Below are 17,121 nucleotides of genomic sequence, written 5' to 3' on the forward strand. Positions count from 1 at the left end.
GGGTTGGCGGAGTTCCTTACGGCTTGAGCCTTGACACTGCGAAGCGCTCGCGCAACGATCAACTCAATTTTCAGAAATTGAGTTTCAATCATGGCGAAAGTCCACAAGCCGACCGATTTCAATGTCCTGTTGAACCAGTACGGCATGCAGGTATTTGAGCTCGCCCGCACTTTCAAGGCGGTCGATGACAAAGGCCGCTACCTGCATTGGGATGAGTTTCGTCGGTATCCCTCGCCAGGGATACAAAAGGAGGCAGCGTGGGCGGCAATCAAGCTGTCCCGGGCCTGTGGCAGCAAGTCTCTGGAGCTTCGCAGTGCGTGCGGCAGCCCGTTTTTCCTGTGCGCCACCGAGTTTTGCGAAGCGGTGATTCACGCTATCGAACAGGTGACCTCCAGGCTGGGGGGCGCCGCGGCGTCTTCTCCCCACTACCGAGACAACGCCAAGTACCTGGTTGACGCGTTGATGATGGAAGAGGCCATTTCCAGCGCGCAATTGGAAGGGGCGTCGACGACCCGCAAGATCGCCAAGGACATGTTGGCCAAGGAGCGCGCACCTCAGAATGATGATGAGCGGATGATCCTCAACAACTATCAACTGATGAAACATGCCAAGTACAACAAGGACGAAAATCTGTCTGTTGCGTTGATCTGCGAGTTCCAGAGCATCGCGACGGCCGGGGTTGATGAGGAGGATGCCCATCCTGGCCATATCCGTGAGGATGACGACATTTTTGTGGGGGGGCCAACGGATGAAATCATCCATCAGCCACCTCCAGCCTCGCTGCTGCCCGTCAGGCTTGAGGCCCTCTGCCTGTTCGCCAATGATCTGCATGATGGCCAGGACGGCAGGCCCTTCATCCATCCTGTGGTCAAGGCCATCATCCTGCATTTCATGATTGGCTATGAGCATCCCTTCCGGGACGGAAACGGGCGGACTGCACGTTGTCTGTTTTATTGGTTCATGCTCAAACACGGCTATTGGCCATTTGAATACATTTCCATCAGCACACTGCTCAAGGAAGCACCCATGCAATATGGGCGTTCCTATGTGCATACGGAAACCGACGCCTTTGACTTGACCTATTTCGTGACCTATCAGTTGCGGGTGATTGAGCGTGCAATCAAAGCGTTCATGCAACATTTCGAGAACAAACGGCAGGAGGCCGTTGAGCTGACGGCCTGGGTGCAGACACTGCAACTGAAGGGCGGGCTGAATTACCGGCAGGGGCATTTCTTGAAGAAAGTGCTCCAGCATCCGGGGCGGATTTTCACGCCCAAAGAGCTTACCCATGACTACGATATTTCGGAAAACACTGCCCGAAATGACTTGGAACGATGGGTCGGGATGAAGGTGTTATCCAAGGTGCAAGAGGGCAAGGGCTTTCTGTACATCGCCAGAGAGGATGCACAGGCCAATTTGATAACAATCGCTTCCAGGCATTGATCGAACACAAAAAAACCGGCTGATCAGGCCGGTTTGGGGTTCCCGCCAGCAGAGCGGGATTAAACGTTGTTGCCTTGCAGACGATCAGCACCGCCTTCAGCCAGGCCACGTTCTTGCAGGCGATCAGCACCACCTTCAGCCAGGCCACGTTCTTGCAGGCGATCAGCGCCACCTTCAGCCAGTCCACGTTCTTGCAGGCGATCAGCACCGCCTTCAGCCAGGCCGCGTTCTTGCAGACGATCAGCGCCACCTTCGGCAACACGACGTTCCAGCAGGCGGTCCGAACCGTTTTCGGCGACGCGGTTACCTTGCAGGCGGTCTGAGCCACCTTCTGCAACACGGCTTTCAATCAGTCGATCCGAGCCGCCTTCAGCGACAACAGGGTGAGCAAATGCGTTGGCAGCGAGTACCGAGAAAGCGAGGGTAAGCAAGATTTGGCGTTTCATGTTGGTGTGCTCCGAGTGTTTTAGTTGGGTTGTTGCGGGTATGGGGTTGATGTTACGCGTTGCATTTTTTAAGAGAACTTCATTGGGCTGATGGTGACTATCGATGCCAGCGATGGCTCGTTTCGGCGAGCCATCGCTGGGCTAGTCATGGCATCTGCGGCAGTTCCTGCGGGCGCAGGTCGAACACCAGCACCTCGGCGTCCTCGCCCTGGCTCAGGCGAATCTGCCGTTCATCCCGCACGCGGGCGCCGTCGCCTTCCTGCAAGCGCTGGCCGTTGATTTCAACGCTGCCACGGGCCACATGGATGTAGACGTGGCGATCCGGCACCAGGTCCAGGGTGGCGGCTTCGTCGCCATCGAACAGCCCGGCATACACCCGTGCGTCCTGGCGCACGCTGAGCGATCCGTCGTTGCCGTCCGGCGAGATAATCAGCTGCAAGCGCCCACGTTTCTGCGCTTCGCTGAAGTGCTCCTGCTGATAGCGTGGCTCGGCACCGGCTTCATTGGGCACGATCCAGATCTGCAGGAAGTGCACGCCACGGGTCTGGCTGTGGTTGAACTCGCTGTGGGCTACGCCGCTGCCGGCGCTCATCAGTTGCACATCGCCGGGGCGGATCACCGAGCCGGTGCCCAGGGTGTCTTTGTGTTCCAGTGCGCCTTCCAGCACATAGGAGAAAATCTCCATGTCGCGGTGCGGGTGCTGGCCGAAGCCTTTGCCGGCCGCAACACGGTCATCGTTGATTACCAGCAGGTCGGAAAAACCCTGTTCTTTCGGGTTCCAGTAGCTGGCGAACGAGAAGGTGTGAAACGACTTCAACCAACCGTGATTGGCGGCGCCGCGTTCGGAAGCTTTGCGAAGGGTCAGCATGGTCTTGTCCTCAAGTGGGAGCGGGCTGCGGCATGCAGGGCTCCGGCGTTGAGAAGAAGGTTAATGGTTATCAGGATATTCATTAAGAAGCTTAAAACTGAATAACTGTCTCATTCAAGTTGACAGTTGTGAACGTGCAATAATGGCCGCTGCATTCCTTATCGATGGACTCTCCTTGTGATGAAAACCGTGGCCATGGCGCTGTTTCCGGACTTCCTCCTGCTCGACATGGCCGGGCCGCTCGAAGTGTTTTCCATTGCCAATCGCTACCTGCCAGCGGCAGATCACTATCAGATCCTTACCCTCGGCACCGAGCCTGGCCCGTTGCGCGCCTCCAATGGCGTCGCGGTACAGACCGACCTGCTGCTGGACCAGGCCCAGGATGCCTACGACCTGCTGCTGGTGCCCGGCGGTCCGGGTGCCTACAACGAATGCCACCCTGCGTTATTGCCCTGGCTCAGGGCCGCGGCGCCACGGGCACGGCGCTTTGGCTCGATCTGCACAGGCGCCTTTGTACTCGGGCATGCCGGGCTGTTGGACGGTCATCGCGTGACCACCCACTGGCACTACACCGAGCGGCTGATCAAGGCGTTCCCCAAGGCGATTGTCGAAACCGACCGTATCTATTTGCAGGACGGGCGCCTGATCACCTCGGGTGGCGTCACCGCCGGTATCGACCTGGCGCTGTCAGTGGTCGCCCAGGACCACGGCAAGCAGATCGCCGTCGAAGTGGCCAAGGTGTTGCTGGTGGTGATGAAACGCCAGGGCGGCCAGGCGCAGTTCAGCCCGATGACGGCGGCGGTGGCGCCCCAGGAAACCGCGATTACCCGCGTGCAGCAGCATGTGCTGGAGCATCTCGGCCAAGCCTTTACCATCGAGTCCATGGCCGAGTTGGCCGGCATGAGCGCGCGGCATTTTGCGCGGCTATTCGCCAAGGACGTGCAGATGACGCCCATGGCATTCCTGCAAGGCGCACGCATCGATCGCGCCCGGCAATTGCTGGAAACCACCGACCTGCCGCTCAAGACCGTGGCTTTCCACGCAGGCTTCGGCAGCGTGCGACACATGCGCTTTCTGTTCAGTGAAAAACTGGGCCTCAACCCGACCCAATACCGACAGCAGTTCAGTTAACGACAGAATGTCCGTCTCGCGCACCCGAATGTCCGTATCGCTCCCCGCGCCAGCATTGTCCTGTCATCGCCAACTGGCAAGATAGCGGCAAGCCCACGGAAAAGGATGCGCGAACGCCCAAGGCCGGGTGTTTCAGCGCTTTTACACACATGAATAACCCTCAGGCGAGTGAGGCTGAAGGCACTGCGCGATTCGGCGCTTATGTCTTTCACCGGCAACAGCGTCTGGTCAGCAAGGCAGGCTGGCCGGTGCCTTTGGGTGGGCGCGCGCTGGATATCCTCGCGGTGCTGCTCGAAGCGCCTGGGCAGTATTTCAGCAAGGCTGTCTTGATAGAGCGCGTGTGGCCGAGCAGCGTGGTGGAAGAAAACAACCTGCGGGTGCACATCGCTGCGCTGCGTCGCGCCCTGGATGGGCAACGCTTCATTCTCAACGATCCACAACGCGGCTACTGTTTTGCAGCCGCTGTGCTAGGGGTTGTGCCGGTCACGCTGCCCCGGCATAACCTGGCAGTACGGCTCAGCCCGTTAGTGGGTTGCGATGAACTGTTGGGCGTACTGGTGCGGCGCCTGTCCGGCCAACGCCTGATGACGCTCACCGGGTGTGCCGGCGTGGGCAAGAGCAGCCTGGCCCTGGCGTTGGCCGAGCGGGTGCTGCCGCGTTATCGGGACGGCGTGTGGTGGGTCGACCTGGCCACGGTGGATGCGCCGATGGGCATGCTGCGCCACCTGGCGTTGGCGCTGCACCTTGAACCTTGCGCCAACGCCAATGAATTGGGTCGACAATTGGCGACCCGCCAGTTACTGCTGGTGCTTGACGGCGCCGACCTGCTGCTCGGCGCCTGCCGTCACCTGGTGCGCGTGCTACGCGAAGCGGCGCCCCAGGTCAGTGTGCTGGTCAGCAGCCGCGAAGCCCTGCAAGTCCCTGGCGAATGGGTGCAACGCGTGCCCCGGCTGGCGGTGCCTGCACCGTCGGCGCTGGGCAGTGTCGAGCAGGCCATGGCAAATCCTGCGGTGCAAGTATTCGTCGCCCGGGTGCGTGCCGCTCAGCAAGGTTTTGTGCTGCGGCCCCAGGACTTGGCGCCATTACGTGACATCTGCCGACGCCTGGATGGTATCCCCCTGGCCCTGGAATTGGCGGCCGCTCAAGTGGACGCCCTTGGCGTGCGCGGTTTGCAGCAGCAACTGTGCAACGGCGTGCAGGTGCTGAACCGAGGTCGGCGCACGGCGGTGGAACGTCATCAGTCCCTGAGTGCAGCCCTGGACTGGACCTACCAGCGCCTGAGCCTGCCGGAGCGCTGGCTGTTCCTGCAATTGGGTTTGTTCAAGATGGCGGTGACGTTGCCCACGTTGAGCGAGTTAGTCGCTGGCACTGAGCTGGAGCATGCCGACCTGTCCTACCTGCTAGGCCGCTTGGTGAACACGTCGCTGCTGAGTCTCGACCCCGGCCCCGGCAATGCCCGTTACCGCCTGCTCAACTGCGTGCGCAGCTATGCGCTCGCGCAATTGCGCGACCCGATGCAGGTCGCGCGTTTGCAGCAGGGCTATGGGCATTACCTGGGGCCGTTTTCAGGCCGGCCGTTTGTCTTGCAACTCATCGAGCAGGCGGCTTACGCGGACTAGGTCCTGGGTGGCAAAGCCTTCGGTGAACCGCGCGTAGACCGAACCCAGCAGGTCGCGTGCAGGCTGCACGCGGCCTTGCGCCTGCCACAGCCTTGCCAGTGAAGTGGCACAGCGCAACTCCCAGGCAAGCGCCCCTTGCTGGTGTGCCAGGCCCAAGGCTTCCAGCAGCAGCGTTTCGGCCGCACGGCGATCCGTCAGGCTGTCGGCGCGCACCCGCAGAATCTCTGGAGTGCACCAGCCCGCGAGGCCATTTCTGGCGCGTTCAAATAGCTCGTCAGTGACCTCAATGGCGTTGAACGTCACCAGGATGTCCTCGACCAGGCCCAACCCCTGCACATCGGCCATCGGCAACGTGCCTTCGTAGCACCGCGCCCAGGTATGGAACAGCTGCACCGAATGCTTTTGCGCTTGCTGCAGCAGCTGGTCCAACTGCTCGCGGGCCACCCCGTTGTCGCCGTTGTAGTGGGCGATGACCACCCCGGCCAGGGCCAGGGTGTAGCAGATCGACGTACCATGATTGATCGTCAAGGCCAGCGCCAACGCCTGGCTCGCGGTGCGCCACGCGCGCTCCGGGTAACCCCGCAGCCACAGGATGCGCGCGAGGATGGTCAATGAGGCGACGCTCTGGTCGTATTGCACGCCAAAACCGTGGGTAAAACGGTTGAGGTGGCCGCTGTGGGCCATGCGCTGGATCACCTGTTCAGCATGGTGCTGCGCCAGCGCCTGGTTGCCGGCGAAGTGCTGCGCCAACACCCGCAGGCGCTGGGCGCTGAGGGCTAGCAGGGGCTCGGCCTCGGGACCCAGGCGGTCGAAGTGCAGGCTTTGCGCCAGGGCTTCGCGGTAGTTGCCGCAGCACAGGTTCACGGCCATATGCCCCGACACCGCGCGCAATTGGCCAGCCAGGTCCTTGCCCGCTTCCGCCAGGCGCCGGGCGCAACTGAAGGCTTCGATGGTCTGCGGCGTGCCGCCCTGGGTGTGATAGGAAAAGCTGCCCAGCGCCAGCTGCAATGCCATGTTCAAGCGCTGGCTCGGTGTCCTTGACTCGCCCAGCCGTGCCAAGGCCTTGCCCACGTACAGACCCTGGTCACGCAGCAGCGACAGCTCCTGCCACAACGGCATCGCACTGACCGTGAGACGCATGCCCAACACATGCACACCCTGGTTGCCCAGGCTCCAGTCGAGGGCAGCGCGGATGTCTTCGCGCAGCGGCGCGTAGCGGTCGATCCAGGGTTGGGTCGCGGTGACTTCCCAATCGTCCTGGGCCTGGTGCATCAGCGCCAGGCAGCGCTCGGCATGGCGCTCGCGGGTGGCGTCCAGCTCATGGGCCACGCTGAGTTTTTCCAGGGCGTAGGTGCGGGTGATGTCCAGCAGGCGATAGACCATCTCGTCATCGCCGGCTTCCACATTGAGCAGGGATTTGGCGACCAATTGAGTGATGGAGCCCAACACTTCGGTCGGTGCAATCTGTTCTCCGGCAATCACCGCTGCCGCGCTGGCCAGGCTGAAACCGCCGCGAAACACCGCCAGGCGCCGCAGGCAGATCTGTTCGCAGGCGGTCAGCAGCTCAAAGCTCCAGTCCAGCGTGGCGCGCAGGGTCTGATGACGGGGCAGGGCGTTGCGCCGGCCACGGGTCAGCAGGCGAAAATTGTCTTCCATTTGCACCAGCAGGCCCTGTAGGCCAAAGCGTTCGATTTGCGCGGCTACCAGCTCGATCGCCAGGGGAATGCCGTCCAGGCGTTGGCAGATATCAATCGCCAGCGGCAACTCGGCTTCGCTCAGTTCAAAGCTGTCCTGATGGGACATGGCCCGCTCGATCAACAATTGCAGGGCGGGGTAGCCCAACGCCTGGGCGCGATTGCCGGTGACGGGCGGGCAGGCCAGGGGTTCCAGGCGCTGCACCGATTCGCCTTCGGCGCGCAACGCCTCGCGGCTGGTGGCCAGGATGTGCAGCCTGGGCGCATGGCGCAGCAGGGTTTCGCTGATCAGGGCGATGTCGTCGAGCAGGTGCTCGCAGTTGTCGATCACCAGCAGCAGTTGGCGTTCCTGCAGGCTGCGGGCAAAGGTCGCCAAGGGTTCGTGCTCGGCATGAGTGACGTCGAGCAGGGCAGCCAGGTTGGGCAGGATCATCGACGGTGCGCTCAGTGGCGCCAGGTCGAGCAGGCGAATGCCGTCGCGGTAATGGCCGATCAACAATTCCGCCACCCGCAGCGCGACCGTGGTCTTGCCGATGCCGCCGGCGCCGGTCAGGGTGATAAAGCGTTGTTCCGGCAGTTGCTGCACCAGGCTGTCGATCAGGGCCTGGCGGCCGATCATCCGGGTACGCCGCAATGGCAGGTTGTGACACGGGCGTTGTGGGCTACCTTCAGAGGGCGGCGTCATCGGTTCGATGCTCAGTGGCGCAACAAAACTGTAGCCACGCTGGGCCACGGTCACGATATAGCGCTGCCCGGCCTGGCCATCGCCCAGGGCCTTGCGCAACGCCGCCATATGCACCCGCAGGTTGCCGTCTTCCACTACGCTTTTGGGCCAGACGCGGGCGATCAATTCCTGTTTGCTCACCACGTTGCCGGCCTGTTCCAGCAGGATCAGCAGGATCTCCACCGCACGGCTTCCCAGGCGCAACGGGCGACCGGCCTCCAGCACCAGGCGTTGGCGCGGGTGGATGCGATAGGGGCCGAAATGCACGGCCTGGTCGCCGGAGTCGCTCATGGGGGGCCATGCTCGGGAAATGGGGAGCGGCCAGCATATTCCAGGTACGCACCGACCACTAGGCGGCGATCACTTGAGGCTTGTGGCGCGAGTGGTGATTTCGCCAGGTCATCGGGTTGACGCCTTCGCTGCGGGTGAACATATGGCAGAAGTGCGCCTGGTCGCAAAAGCCGCATTCCAGGCTGATTTGCGTGAGGCTCAGGGACGAGCTGGTGATCAGTTCCTTGGCGCGCTGGATACGTTGTTGACGGATCCACTCCTGTGGCGACAACCCGGTGGTGCACTTGAACGCCCGGGAAAAATGGCTGCGTGACAACGCGCAGGCCTGGGCCAGGTCGGCAATGGCCAGGCTTTCGCCGAGGTTGGCCAGGATCAGTTGTTTGGCGATGCGCTCGCGCCGAGGGCACAGGCCTCCGGTGGCGGACAGGCGAGGGGCATATTGCTCGAGTCGGGCCATGACAAATATCCGCAGTCGATGGGAGCGTTCCCGGTGGATGGATGCAGTGTAGACGGGGCCAATCTTGTTGCCGGACCGTCCGGCTGACGAGTTAATCGTTGTTAATTTCGCCAGGTGCCGGCCTGAAAAAGACAGCACAGGCATGCAATCAAAGCAGCGTTTTGCATGCTTACCTGTGCACTTGCCAACCGTTTGGATACTTCCTCCATGAACCGCAACGACCTGCGCCGCGTCGACATGAACCTGTTGGTGATTTTCGAAGCGCTGATGTTCGAGAAGAACCTGACCCGGGTCGCCGAAAAACTTTTCATGGGCCAGCCGGCGGTGAGTGCGGCACTGGGCCGCCTGCGTGATTTGTTCGACGACCCGTTGCTGTTGCGCAACGGGCGGGGCATGGAGCCCACGCCACGCGCCGTGGCGATACTCAAGGAGTTGCAACCGGCCATGGACACCATCTCCGGCGCGGTCAGCCGTGCCAAGGATTTCGATCCTTCCAGCAGTTGTGCGGTGTTTCGCATCGGTCTGTCGGACGACGCCGAGTTTGGCCTGTTTCCGCCGTTGCTCGGTCAATTGCGCGAGGAGGCGCCGGGCATCATTGTGGTGGTGCGTCGGGCCAATTACCTGCTGATGTCATCACTGCTTGCCAGTGGCGAAATCACGGTCGGAGTGAGCTACACCACCGAACTGCCGGCGAATGCCAAGCGCAAGAAACTGCGCGACATTCCGTGCAAGGTCTTGCGCGGCGATGACGGTGCCGAGCCGCTGACCCTGGATGACTACTGCGAACGGCCCCACGCGATGGTGTCGTTCTCGGGGGACTTGAGCGGCAACATCGATCTGGACTTGGCGCGGATTGGCCGGGCGCGGCGGGTGGTGTTGGCGGTGCCGCAATTCAGCGGGCTGCGGGCGTTGCTCGCCGGTACACAGATTATTGCGACGGTGCCGGATTATGCCGCCTGTGCGTTGACCGAAGGCACTTCCTTGCGGGCGGAGGATCCGCCGTTTGCAATCGATGCGGCGGAGTTATCGATGGTGTGGAGTGGCGTGCACGATAACGATCCGGCTGAACGCTGGTTGCGGGGCAGGATTGCCAGGCATATGGCGCAGGAGGTCTGACTGAGTGCCCACCTATTACTCGTGCAGCGGCGCCTGGCCTGATTCGCCGGCGCTTCGAAAAGCGCCGGCCGTCATGTGCCTCCTGGAGCCGGTCAGGGCTCAAGCACAACCTTGAGGGATTTGTCGCCGCGCTCCATCACGGCAAAGGCTTCCTTGAAGTCCGCCAGGGCGAACTTGTGGGTGACCACGTCGCGCATGTCGATCTTGCGGTTGCCGATAAAGTCGATGGCGCGCGGGTACATGTAGGGCCCCAGGTGCGAGCCGAGTACATCCAGCTCCTTGCGGTCGCCAATGATCGACCAATCCACCGTGGCCTCGTCATTGAACACGCTGAACTCGACGAAACGCCCCAGCTTGCGCAGCATCGCCAGGCCCTGGTTGACCGCCTTGTGATGACCGGTGGCTTCGATGTAGATGTCGCAACCGTAGCCGTCGGTGATTTCACGGATCTTGGCCAGCACGTCGACTTCGGCGGGGTTCCACACCTCGTCGGCGCCCATGCGCAGGGCGAGGGCGGTGCGTTCGGGCTTCATGTCCAGCACGATGAGCTTTTTCGGGTTGCGCATGCGCACCGCGCCGATGATGCCCAGGCCCAGTGTGCCGGCGCCGGCGACCACCACCACGTCATCGAAATCCACGTTGGCGCGTTCGGCGGCGTGCAGCGAGCAGGCCAGCGGTTCGATCAGGATGGCTTCGTCGGGGGCGATGGAATCCGGCACTTTATGGATGATGCCTTCCTTGGTGAAGATCATGTACTGGGCCATGGCGCCCTGCACATTATTCTGGAAGCCATACAGGTCGTGTTTCTGGCACATCCAGTACTGGCCGTGGTTGCAGAAGCGGCAGCCCCAGCACGGCACGATCTGCTCGGAAATGACCCGGTCGCCAATCTTCACGCCGCGTTTTTCCGCGCCAGGGCCGAGGGCGACCACGCGGCAGACGAACTCATGGCCGGGGATCATCGGTGGCTTTACGTAGCGCGGTTGCTCGGCATCACCCCAGAACGAGGGCGCGCCGCGATAGGTCTTGATGTCGCCCATGCAGATGCCGCACAGCTCGACCTTGGTGAGGATTTCCTCAGGGCCGGGCGTGGGCACGTCGACGGTTTCCAGCCGGTAGTCTTCCGGGCCATGGCAGACCACGGCCTGCATGGTTTTCGGAATGATCGGGGACAGTTGTTCTTGCGGGCGTTCGGTGACGGTGGACATGGCTGGCCTCACAACAAAGATGAACCTATCGCTCCCGCGCGGGGAGCGATAATTCGACACGACTTACTTGGCGCCGCTGACTTGTTTGTACAGCTCGTCGGCGTTGGCGTTGGTGACCGGCACCCAGGGCAGGATGTAGTTTTTCGCGGTGCCGTCACCCCATTTCACGTCTTTGGCGTAGCGCTCCCAGATCACCGATTGCGGCTTGTAGTCGCTGCCGGCCAATGCGCGCAGGGCCACATCCAGGGCGCCTTGGGACTGGGCCTGGGCGTCTTGCAGGAAGGTGGTGACTTCATCTTTTTTCGCCGCCTGGATCGCGTCCGGCATGCCGTCGATGGACGTGACGGGCACATCCTTGGACGTCAGTCCGTGGGACTTGAGCGCTTGCACTGCGCCGAGGGCCATGTCGTCGTTCTGTGCGATCACGCCGTTGATGCCCTTGGGGTGGGCGTTCAGCCAGTCCTCGGTGAGTGTCAGGGCCTGGGCGCGGTCCCAGTTGGCGGTCTTTTTCTCGATGATCTTGATGTCCGGGTGTTTGCCCAGCACTTCCAGCTCGCCTTTTTCCCGGTCGATCTGCGCCGACTGGCCAATCGGCCCCTGGATGATCACCACATTGCCCTTGCCGTTGAGCTTGTCGACCATGGCCTGGGCCTGCAGGCGGCCACCTTCCACGTCGTCATTGCCGACATAAGGCACGGAGGCATCGGCTACTTTCGTATTGGAGGCGATGACCACCACGTCGTTACTCATGGCTTGCTTGACGGTGCCCACGCCGGCCTTGGTGTCGATGGGCACGAACAGGATGGCGTCGTAGTGCTGGGTCACCATGTTTTCGATCTGGTTGTTCTGCGTCAGCGCGTCGTAGTTGCCATCGAACACCGTGAGCTGCACGGTGCCATCTTTGACGGCAGGGTGCTCCTTGAGCTCGCGCACCCAGTTCTGCATGAATTGGCCCTTGAGGCCGTAGACCGCCGCGCCGACCTTGTAGGTCTTGCCGTCGGCGGCCAGGGCGATGCTGCTGGCGAGGAGGGAGAGGGCCGCAGCGGCGGCGAAGGTCGTACCAAGTTTCATGATGAGCACCCCATTTATTGTTGTAGTCAGTCGGTCATTCATTGCCTTGTGCTGATCATATGTTTATCAAATGAAAATCTGATCAGTCAATCGCTTTCGCTAAAAATGCTTAAATAGCGTGTTTTATGGGTTTTCATGAATGGAGTGGCGATTTCTGGCATGCATTTTGTTGTTGTTTGCATGATATAAATTTCAATAGGTGATCATATGATCGCGCAGGTCTGGCAACAGTTACAGATCTTGTAATAGTTTTGCGTTGTGGGGATTTTCTGTTTCGGCTGTACGATTCAAGTCCTTTTGTCATCGCAGGATTTGCATGAACACCCTCTCGGAGCCTCCCAGTCGTCTTTCCCCAAGACAACCGCTGCCGCTGTTCCCTCTGAAGCACCCCGTATTCCGACTGCTAACCTTGTACCGGTCCACTGACCGCGCCTTGCCGTGTCCGGCATTCTGAAAATCGATGACTGAAGAGACTTAATAAATGGAATGGTTAGCGGATCCAACGGCCTGGCTCGGCCTGTTGACCTTGATTGTGCTGGAACTGGTACTGGGCATCGACAACCTGGTGTTTATCGCGATCCTGGCGGACAAGCTGCCGCCGGAGCAGCGTGACCGTGCGCGGTTGATCGGCCTGTCCCTGGCATTGCTGATGCGTTTGGGCCTGTTGGCGAGTATTTCCTGGCTGGTGACCCTGACCCAGCCGCTGTTCGAGGTGTTCGACAAGAGCTTCTCGGGCCGTGACCTGATCATGCTGTTCGGTGGCGTGTTCCTGTTGTTCAAGGCCACCATGGAATTGCACGAACGGCTAGAAGGCCACGTGGCCCAGCGCACAGGCAATGCCGCCTACGCAATGTTCTGGCCGATCGTGGCGCAGATCGTGGTGCTCGATGCGGTGTTCTCCCTGGACGCGGTGATTACCGCTGTGGGCATGGTGGACGAACTGGCGGTGATGATGATCGCGGTGATCGTGTCCATCGGCGTGATGATCGTGGCGAGCAAGCCATTGACCCGCTTCGTCAATGCGCACCCGACGGTGATCATGTTGTGCCTGGGCTTCTTGATGATGATCGGTTTCGCCCTGACCGCCGAAGGCCTGGGCTTCCATATCCCGAAAGGCTACCTGTACGCGGCGATTGGCTTCTCGATCCTGATCGAAGTGTTCAACCAGATCGCACGGGCCCGCCGCAAGAAGTCGGCGCAAGGTGTGTTGCCGGTGCGTGAGCGCACGGCCCATGCGGTGATGCGCTTGCTCGGCGGACGTAGCTTGGCGGTGGAGGAGGTGAGCGATGAGGTTGCCGACCTGTTGGGCGAGCCGGATGCGGCGCAAGGCCCGCTGTTTGATCGACGCGAGCGCGTGATGATCAGTGGCGTGCTGCAACTGGCCGAGCGGCCGATTCGCACACTGATGACACCACGGGCCAAGGTCGACTGCATCGACCTGGCGGACGATCCCGACAGTATTCGCCTGAAACTGATGCATTCGTCCTACTCGCGACTGCCGTTGATCCGCAATGGCGCGGTCGATGAGCCGCTGGGCTTCGTGCACAAGAAAGAGCTGCTCAAGGAATACCTGGCCGGTAATGAGCCGAACCTGGAGTACTTGGCGCGCCGGGCGATCAACCTGCTGGACAGCTTTTCGGTGCTCAACGCCCTGGAGCAGATGCGTCAGGAATCTACCCACATCGCGTTCGTGATCAACGAATTCGGTGACTTCATGGGTGTGTTGAGCATGACCGACATTCTCGAGTCCATCGCCGGTGAGTTGCCGGACGCCAGCGAGATCGAGGGGCCGGATATCATCGAAGAGGGCGCAGGTTTCCGCGCCAATGGTGCGCTGAACCTCAATCAGGTGCGCCAGCGCACGGGCTTCAACGCGGTCGCGACCGACGATTACCAGACCTTGGCCGGCCTGATGATGAGCCTGCTGGATCGCCTGCCCGTGGTGGGCGACAGCCTGGTGCATGAAGGATGGCGCCTGAGTGTGGCGGCCGTCGAGGAGCGGCGCGTGACCCAGGTGTCTATGGTACGTGAAACGTAAAGCGGTCCTTGCCCGCGTGCTTTGACACATACAGCGCCTGGTCCGCCTTGATCAGTGCCTGGTTCAGGGTTTCACCATCCTCCACCCGGGCCAGGCCGATGCTGATGGTCACCGGGTGCTGGGTCGCTTCCTCACGCACTCGGGCACAGAGCAGGTTCGCCAAGTGCGCTGCATCCTCGCGGCGCACGCCTGCCAAGTAGATTCCAAACTCTTCGCCGCCCAGCCGGGCGTAATCGAAGTCGACCATGACCGTCTTGATGTCCTGGGCCACGCGCTTGAGGACTTCATCGCCGATGTCGTGGCCATACACATCATTCACCCTCTTGAAGTTGTCGATGTCGATCATCGCCAGGTAGTGATCGTGCGCCTTGGGCTGTTGGCTGAGCTTTTTCCCGGCGCTGGTCATGAAGGAGCGGCGGTTGGGGATTTCGGTGAGGGTATCGAGGTACGCCTGATCCAGCAGCAATCTGGACATGATGAAGTTATGCAGCTTGGCCTGGCGCAGTTTCAGGAAGCTGTAGAGCGTCAGGAAGGTCAGGAACACCGAATAGAAGGTCACCAGGGCGCCACGCACTTCCAGCAACGAGAGTTGGGCCAGGTGAAACGGGTTGAGCAATGCCCAGGTGATCAGCATTGTCGTGACGAACGACCAATGCTTGAGCGGTAGCACCGATGCGCTATAGAGGATGCTCGAAGCGGCCAGGATCAACCAGCTGGGGTGCAGGTCCATCGGTAAGCCTTCGATCAGCAGGCGGGTGCCGAGGGCGATGACCGCGACGAATATCAGGTTGATCCACTGGAAGTGCTGGGCGTCGCGGGTAAATCCCAAGGTAATGGTGTTGATGGTCAGCAGCGCGAGAAAGAGCATCGAAAGCCCGGTAAAACCCTGTCCGCCCGGAAAGCTGACGATCAGGTCGAACACCAGCCAGATGCAGATGCTCGCGATGTAGATCAGCAGGCAGAAAGGCTTGAGTCGCTCGAAATCATGCTGGGCGAACTCACGTTGCAGGGCGGGTGAGGGGTGTTTCTTCAGGACTTCGGCTTCAATGGTCTTGAACATTGCTGACCCTGGTTCGGCTGAGACGGCACTCAGCAGCGTAGACCGTGGTCAAGGGTGTGCAAGCGCGGATAGGGTGGGGCGGTGGACGCGGTGGTAGCGCTTGAACGTAGCCTCAACCACTTGCGCCTGGTTTTCCCGTGGGCCGAAACCCTTGAGTTTTTCCTCCAATACGCCGTTCCAATAGATTAGTAGCGTTGGAGTGCCCGTGACGTCGGGGTGCCGGGGTGTGCCCGCGCAATCCACTACCAGGCTCACTATCCATGGGTGCTTCCAGGCGGCCAGTTCGAACAAGGGGGTGGACTCCCCACAGGCGGGGCAGTGTTCTGAAACAAACAGGATGAACACGGGGCGTGGTGTATTGAGGATTCGTTGAAAGTCCTTCGCATCGGCAATTTTCCGGGTAGCAGTCTCCATGATGATCCCTCTTTGGATAGCACTGGTGTCTGCCAACGCTAAGTCGAGGAAGCATCACCGTCTACTGTCAACCTTCACAGGTCGTTATCGCGCTCCAAGCGTTCCCGCGCCTTGCGCGCCTGGCTTGCGCATTTCTTGTATTCAAGGTTGTCCCTTGAGGCCTTCGCCTGGCGGTAACCGTGATGATTCTGGCTGGTGTAATTGGTGCTCAGGGCTGCGTTGAGCTTGCGCAGTTCTTCCTTGCACTCGCGGCGGTCGTTACTGGCCAATGCGCTGCCAGCCACCAGAAAGGAGAGCAAAACCAGGGTGAGGCGCAACTTCATCAGGGTGGAGTCCTTGTCGGAATGAATGTGCCAAGGCTAGCCCAGCGTGGGGATTTTTCCACGCGCCAAACGCACTGCAACGGTGCGCGGTAACGCCTTTGTGGCGCACGCAAGTGGGGCCTGTCACCGCTGTGTGGGGCCTTGGGTAGCAAAGTGATTTCAGGTGCTGGCTCAACGCCTTAATCCACATCATCTTTTATCTATCTGATTTAACACAGATTTATCCATGTCGTTTTTTTCTGTTACCGCGTGTGGCACACTTTCTGCTGTCTATTCCGTTGTTACATACTAAGTTCCGGTATAGCGGAATACACAACTCCTGGAGTGCTTGTCATGCATCACCGACCTTCCGTGTTTAAAGCGTGTGTTTTTCTCTTCGCCGCATCGGCTTCCCTCGCCAGCATCGTGCAGGCGGCGGACAGCAAGCTCGATGATGTGCTCAAGCGTGGGCACCTGATCGTGGGTACAGGCAGTACCAATGCGCCGTGGCACTTCCAGGGAGCGGATGGCAAGTTGCAGGGGTTTGATATCGACATCGGCCGCATCGTGGCCAAGGGTTTGTTCAATGACCCGAGCAAAGTCGAGTTCGTGGTGCAGTCGTCTGACGCCCGGATTCCCAACCTGCTGACCGACAAGGTCGACATGAGTTGCCAGTTCATTACCGTCACCGCCAGCCGTGCCCAGCAGGTCGCCTTCACCCTGCCGTACTACCGCGAAGGCGTGGGCCTGCTGCTGCCGAACAACAGCAAGTACAAAGAGATTGAAGACCTGCAGGCCGCCGGCGACAGCGTCACCGTAGCTGTGCTGCAAAACGTATACGCCGAAGAACTGGTGCACCAGGCGCTGCCCAAGGCCAAGGTCGACCAGTACGACAGCGTCGACCTGATGTACCAGGCCGTGAACTCCGGTCGCGCCGATGCCGCCGCCACCGACCAGTCCTCGGTCAAATACCTGATGGTGCAGAACCCAGGCCGCTACCGCAGCCCAGTCTACGCCTGGAGCCCGCAGACCTACGCGTGCGCCGTCAAGCGTGGCGACCAGGACTGGCTGAACTTCGTCAACACCGCGCTGCATGAAGCCATGACCGGTGTGGAGTTCCCGACCTACAAGGCCTCGTTCAAGCAATGGTTCGGTGTCGACCTGCCGGAACCCGCGATCGGCTTCCCGGTTGAGTTCAAGTAAATCGAAAACCTGGGGCGTCGCTGACGGCGCCCCAAT

15 protein-coding genes are annotated in these 17,121 nt (G+C 60.8%); 6 read left to right on the forward strand and 9 right to left on the reverse strand.

Annotated features, from left to right (window positions below; all coding sequences use genetic code 11):
* Window positions 1-90: 90 nt before the first annotated feature.
* Window positions 91-1,443, forward strand: coding sequence for a Fic family protein (locus HX823_RS21175; RefSeq protein WP_177076474.1), 1,353 nt, complete (start codon window positions 91-93; stop codon window positions 1,441-1,443).
* A gap of 59 nt (window positions 1,444-1,502) precedes the next feature.
* Here the strand turns inward: HX823_RS21175 and HX823_RS21180 are convergent, their stop codons facing one another.
* Window positions 1,503-1,889, reverse strand: a complete 387-nt coding sequence (locus HX823_RS21180) for a hypothetical protein (protein WP_177076476.1) — start codon at window positions 1,887-1,889, stop codon at window positions 1,503-1,505.
* Window positions 1,890-2,034: 145 nt separating this feature from the next.
* On the reverse strand, window positions 2,035-2,757 hold the full coding sequence (locus tag HX823_RS21185; protein ID WP_177076478.1) for a pirin family protein: 723 nt from the start codon (window positions 2,755-2,757) through the stop codon (window positions 2,035-2,037).
* 180 nt (window positions 2,758-2,937) lie between these two features.
* On the opposite strand from HX823_RS21185, the gene HX823_RS21190 reads away from it, so the two are divergent.
* A complete protein-coding gene (locus HX823_RS21190; protein ID WP_177076480.1) occupies window positions 2,938-3,888 on the forward strand; it encodes a GlxA family transcriptional regulator in 951 nt (316 codons plus the stop codon).
* Window positions 3,889-4,037: 149 nt separating this feature from the next.
* Window positions 4,038-5,507 carry a winged helix-turn-helix domain-containing protein gene (locus HX823_RS21195; RefSeq protein WP_177076482.1) on the forward strand — a complete coding sequence of 490 codons (1,470 nt, stop codon included), beginning with the start codon at window positions 4,038-4,040 and terminating at the stop codon, window positions 5,505-5,507.
* On the opposite strand, the gene HX823_RS21200 is transcribed toward HX823_RS21195, so the two are convergent.
* Together HX823_RS21200 and HX823_RS21205 are read right to left on the reverse strand one after the other, a co-directional pair.
* Window positions 5,454-8,216 (reverse strand): winged helix-turn-helix domain-containing protein, encoded by a 2,763-nt coding sequence (locus HX823_RS21200; protein WP_177076484.1) that lies wholly within the window; start codon window positions 8,214-8,216, stop codon window positions 5,454-5,456. The two genes, HX823_RS21195 and HX823_RS21200, sit on opposite strands and share 54 nt — an antisense overlap.
* Before the next feature lie 58 nt (window positions 8,217-8,274).
* The gene (locus tag HX823_RS21205) at window positions 8,275-8,673 is read right to left on the reverse strand and encodes a helix-turn-helix domain-containing protein (RefSeq protein ID WP_033898180.1); all 399 of its coding nucleotides are present in this window, start codon (window positions 8,671-8,673) and stop codon (window positions 8,275-8,277) included.
* 207 nt (window positions 8,674-8,880) lie between these two features.
* Between HX823_RS21205 and HX823_RS21210 the strand changes: the two genes are divergently transcribed.
* Window positions 8,881-9,789: a LysR family transcriptional regulator gene (locus HX823_RS21210; RefSeq protein WP_177076486.1), complete on the forward strand. Its 909-nt coding sequence runs from the start codon at window positions 8,881-8,883 to the stop codon at window positions 9,787-9,789.
* Between the two features lie 92 nt (window positions 9,790-9,881).
* On the opposite strand, the gene HX823_RS21215 is transcribed toward HX823_RS21210, so the two are convergent.
* Both HX823_RS21215 and HX823_RS21220 read right to left on the reverse strand, forming a co-directional pair.
* Entirely contained in the window at window positions 9,882-10,997 is a 1,116-nt protein-coding gene (locus HX823_RS21215; RefSeq protein WP_038846173.1) for an alcohol dehydrogenase catalytic domain-containing protein, read from the reverse strand.
* A 63-nt stretch (window positions 10,998-11,060) separates the two neighbouring features.
* On the reverse strand, window positions 11,061-12,068 hold the full coding sequence (locus tag HX823_RS21220; protein WP_177076488.1) for a substrate-binding domain-containing protein: 1,008 nt from the start codon (window positions 12,066-12,068) through the stop codon (window positions 11,061-11,063).
* A gap of 481 nt (window positions 12,069-12,549) precedes the next feature.
* Here HX823_RS21220 and HX823_RS21225 point away from each other — a divergent pair, with 481 nt between their 5' ends.
* Window positions 12,550-14,106: a TerC family protein gene (locus HX823_RS21225; RefSeq protein WP_177076490.1), complete on the forward strand. Its 1,557-nt coding sequence runs from the start codon at window positions 12,550-12,552 to the stop codon at window positions 14,104-14,106.
* Here the strand turns inward: HX823_RS21225 and HX823_RS21230 are convergent.
* From HX823_RS21230 to HX823_RS21240, 3 genes are all read right to left on the reverse strand, one after another.
* Complete coding sequence (locus tag HX823_RS21230) at window positions 14,087-15,166, reverse strand: diguanylate cyclase (RefSeq protein ID WP_177076492.1); 1,080 nt, start codon at window positions 15,164-15,166, stop codon at window positions 14,087-14,089. The genes HX823_RS21225 and HX823_RS21230 overlap by 20 nt on opposite strands.
* A 48-nt stretch (window positions 15,167-15,214) precedes the next feature.
* The gene (locus tag HX823_RS21235) at window positions 15,215-15,580 is read right to left on the reverse strand and encodes a thioredoxin family protein (protein WP_177076494.1); all 366 of its coding nucleotides are present in this window, start codon (window positions 15,578-15,580) and stop codon (window positions 15,215-15,217) included.
* A 74-nt stretch (window positions 15,581-15,654) separates the two neighbouring features.
* Complete coding sequence (locus tag HX823_RS21240; protein ID WP_177076496.1) at window positions 15,655-15,903, reverse strand: hypothetical protein; 249 nt, start codon at window positions 15,901-15,903, stop codon at window positions 15,655-15,657.
* 333 nt (window positions 15,904-16,236) lie between these two features.
* Here HX823_RS21240 and HX823_RS21245 point away from each other — a divergent pair, with 333 nt between their 5' ends.
* Window positions 16,237-17,085 carry a transporter substrate-binding domain-containing protein gene (locus tag HX823_RS21245; protein WP_038846184.1) on the forward strand — a complete coding sequence of 283 codons (849 nt, stop codon included), beginning with the start codon at window positions 16,237-16,239 and terminating at the stop codon, window positions 17,083-17,085.
* The last annotated feature ends 36 nt before the right edge of the window (window positions 17,086-17,121 follow it).

This window comes from Pseudomonas sp. P7759, assembly GCF_013386445.1.
Taxonomy (GTDB): Bacteria; Pseudomonadota; Gammaproteobacteria; order Pseudomonadales; family Pseudomonadaceae; genus Aquipseudomonas; species Aquipseudomonas azotoformans_A.

Coding starts and splice junctions, on each gene's coding strand:
- HX823_RS21230 (WP_177076492.1), bottom strand. CDS start 15,166: ATGTTCAAGACCATTGAAGCCGAAGTCCTGAAGAAACACCCCTCACCC.
- HX823_RS21240 (WP_177076496.1), bottom strand. CDS start 15,903: ATGAAGTTGCGCCTCACCCTGGTTTTGCTCTCCTTTCTGGTGGCTGGC.
- HX823_RS21235 (WP_177076494.1), bottom strand. CDS start 15,580: ATGGAGACTGCTACCCGGAAAATTGCCGATGCGAAGGACTTTCAACGA.
- HX823_RS21180 (WP_177076476.1), bottom strand. CDS start 1,889: ATGAAACGCCAAATCTTGCTTACCCTCGCTTTCTCGGTACTCGCTGCC.
- HX823_RS21185 (WP_177076478.1), bottom strand. CDS start 2,757: ATGCTGACCCTTCGCAAAGCTTCCGAACGCGGCGCCGCCAATCACGGT.
- HX823_RS21225 (WP_177076490.1), top strand. CDS start 12,550: ATGGAATGGTTAGCGGATCCAACGGCCTGGCTCGGCCTGTTGACCTTG.
- HX823_RS21190 (WP_177076480.1), top strand. CDS start 2,938: ATGAAAACCGTGGCCATGGCGCTGTTTCCGGACTTCCTCCTGCTCGAC.
- HX823_RS21245 (WP_038846184.1), top strand. CDS start 16,237: ATGCATCACCGACCTTCCGTGTTTAAAGCGTGTGTTTTTCTCTTCGCC.
- HX823_RS21220 (WP_177076488.1), bottom strand. CDS start 12,068: ATGAAACTTGGTACGACCTTCGCCGCCGCTGCGGCCCTCTCCCTCCTC.
- HX823_RS21200 (WP_177076484.1), bottom strand. CDS start 8,216: ATGAGCGACTCCGGCGACCAGGCCGTGCATTTCGGCCCCTATCGCATC.
- HX823_RS21175 (WP_177076474.1), top strand. CDS start 91: ATGGCGAAAGTCCACAAGCCGACCGATTTCAATGTCCTGTTGAACCAG.
- HX823_RS21215 (WP_038846173.1), bottom strand. CDS start 10,997: ATGTCCACCGTCACCGAACGCCCGCAAGAACAACTGTCCCCGATCATT.
- HX823_RS21205 (WP_033898180.1), bottom strand. CDS start 8,673: ATGGCCCGACTCGAGCAATATGCCCCTCGCCTGTCCGCCACCGGAGGC.
- HX823_RS21210 (WP_177076486.1), top strand. CDS start 8,881: ATGAACCGCAACGACCTGCGCCGCGTCGACATGAACCTGTTGGTGATT.
- HX823_RS21195 (WP_177076482.1), top strand. CDS start 4,038: ATGAATAACCCTCAGGCGAGTGAGGCTGAAGGCACTGCGCGATTCGGC.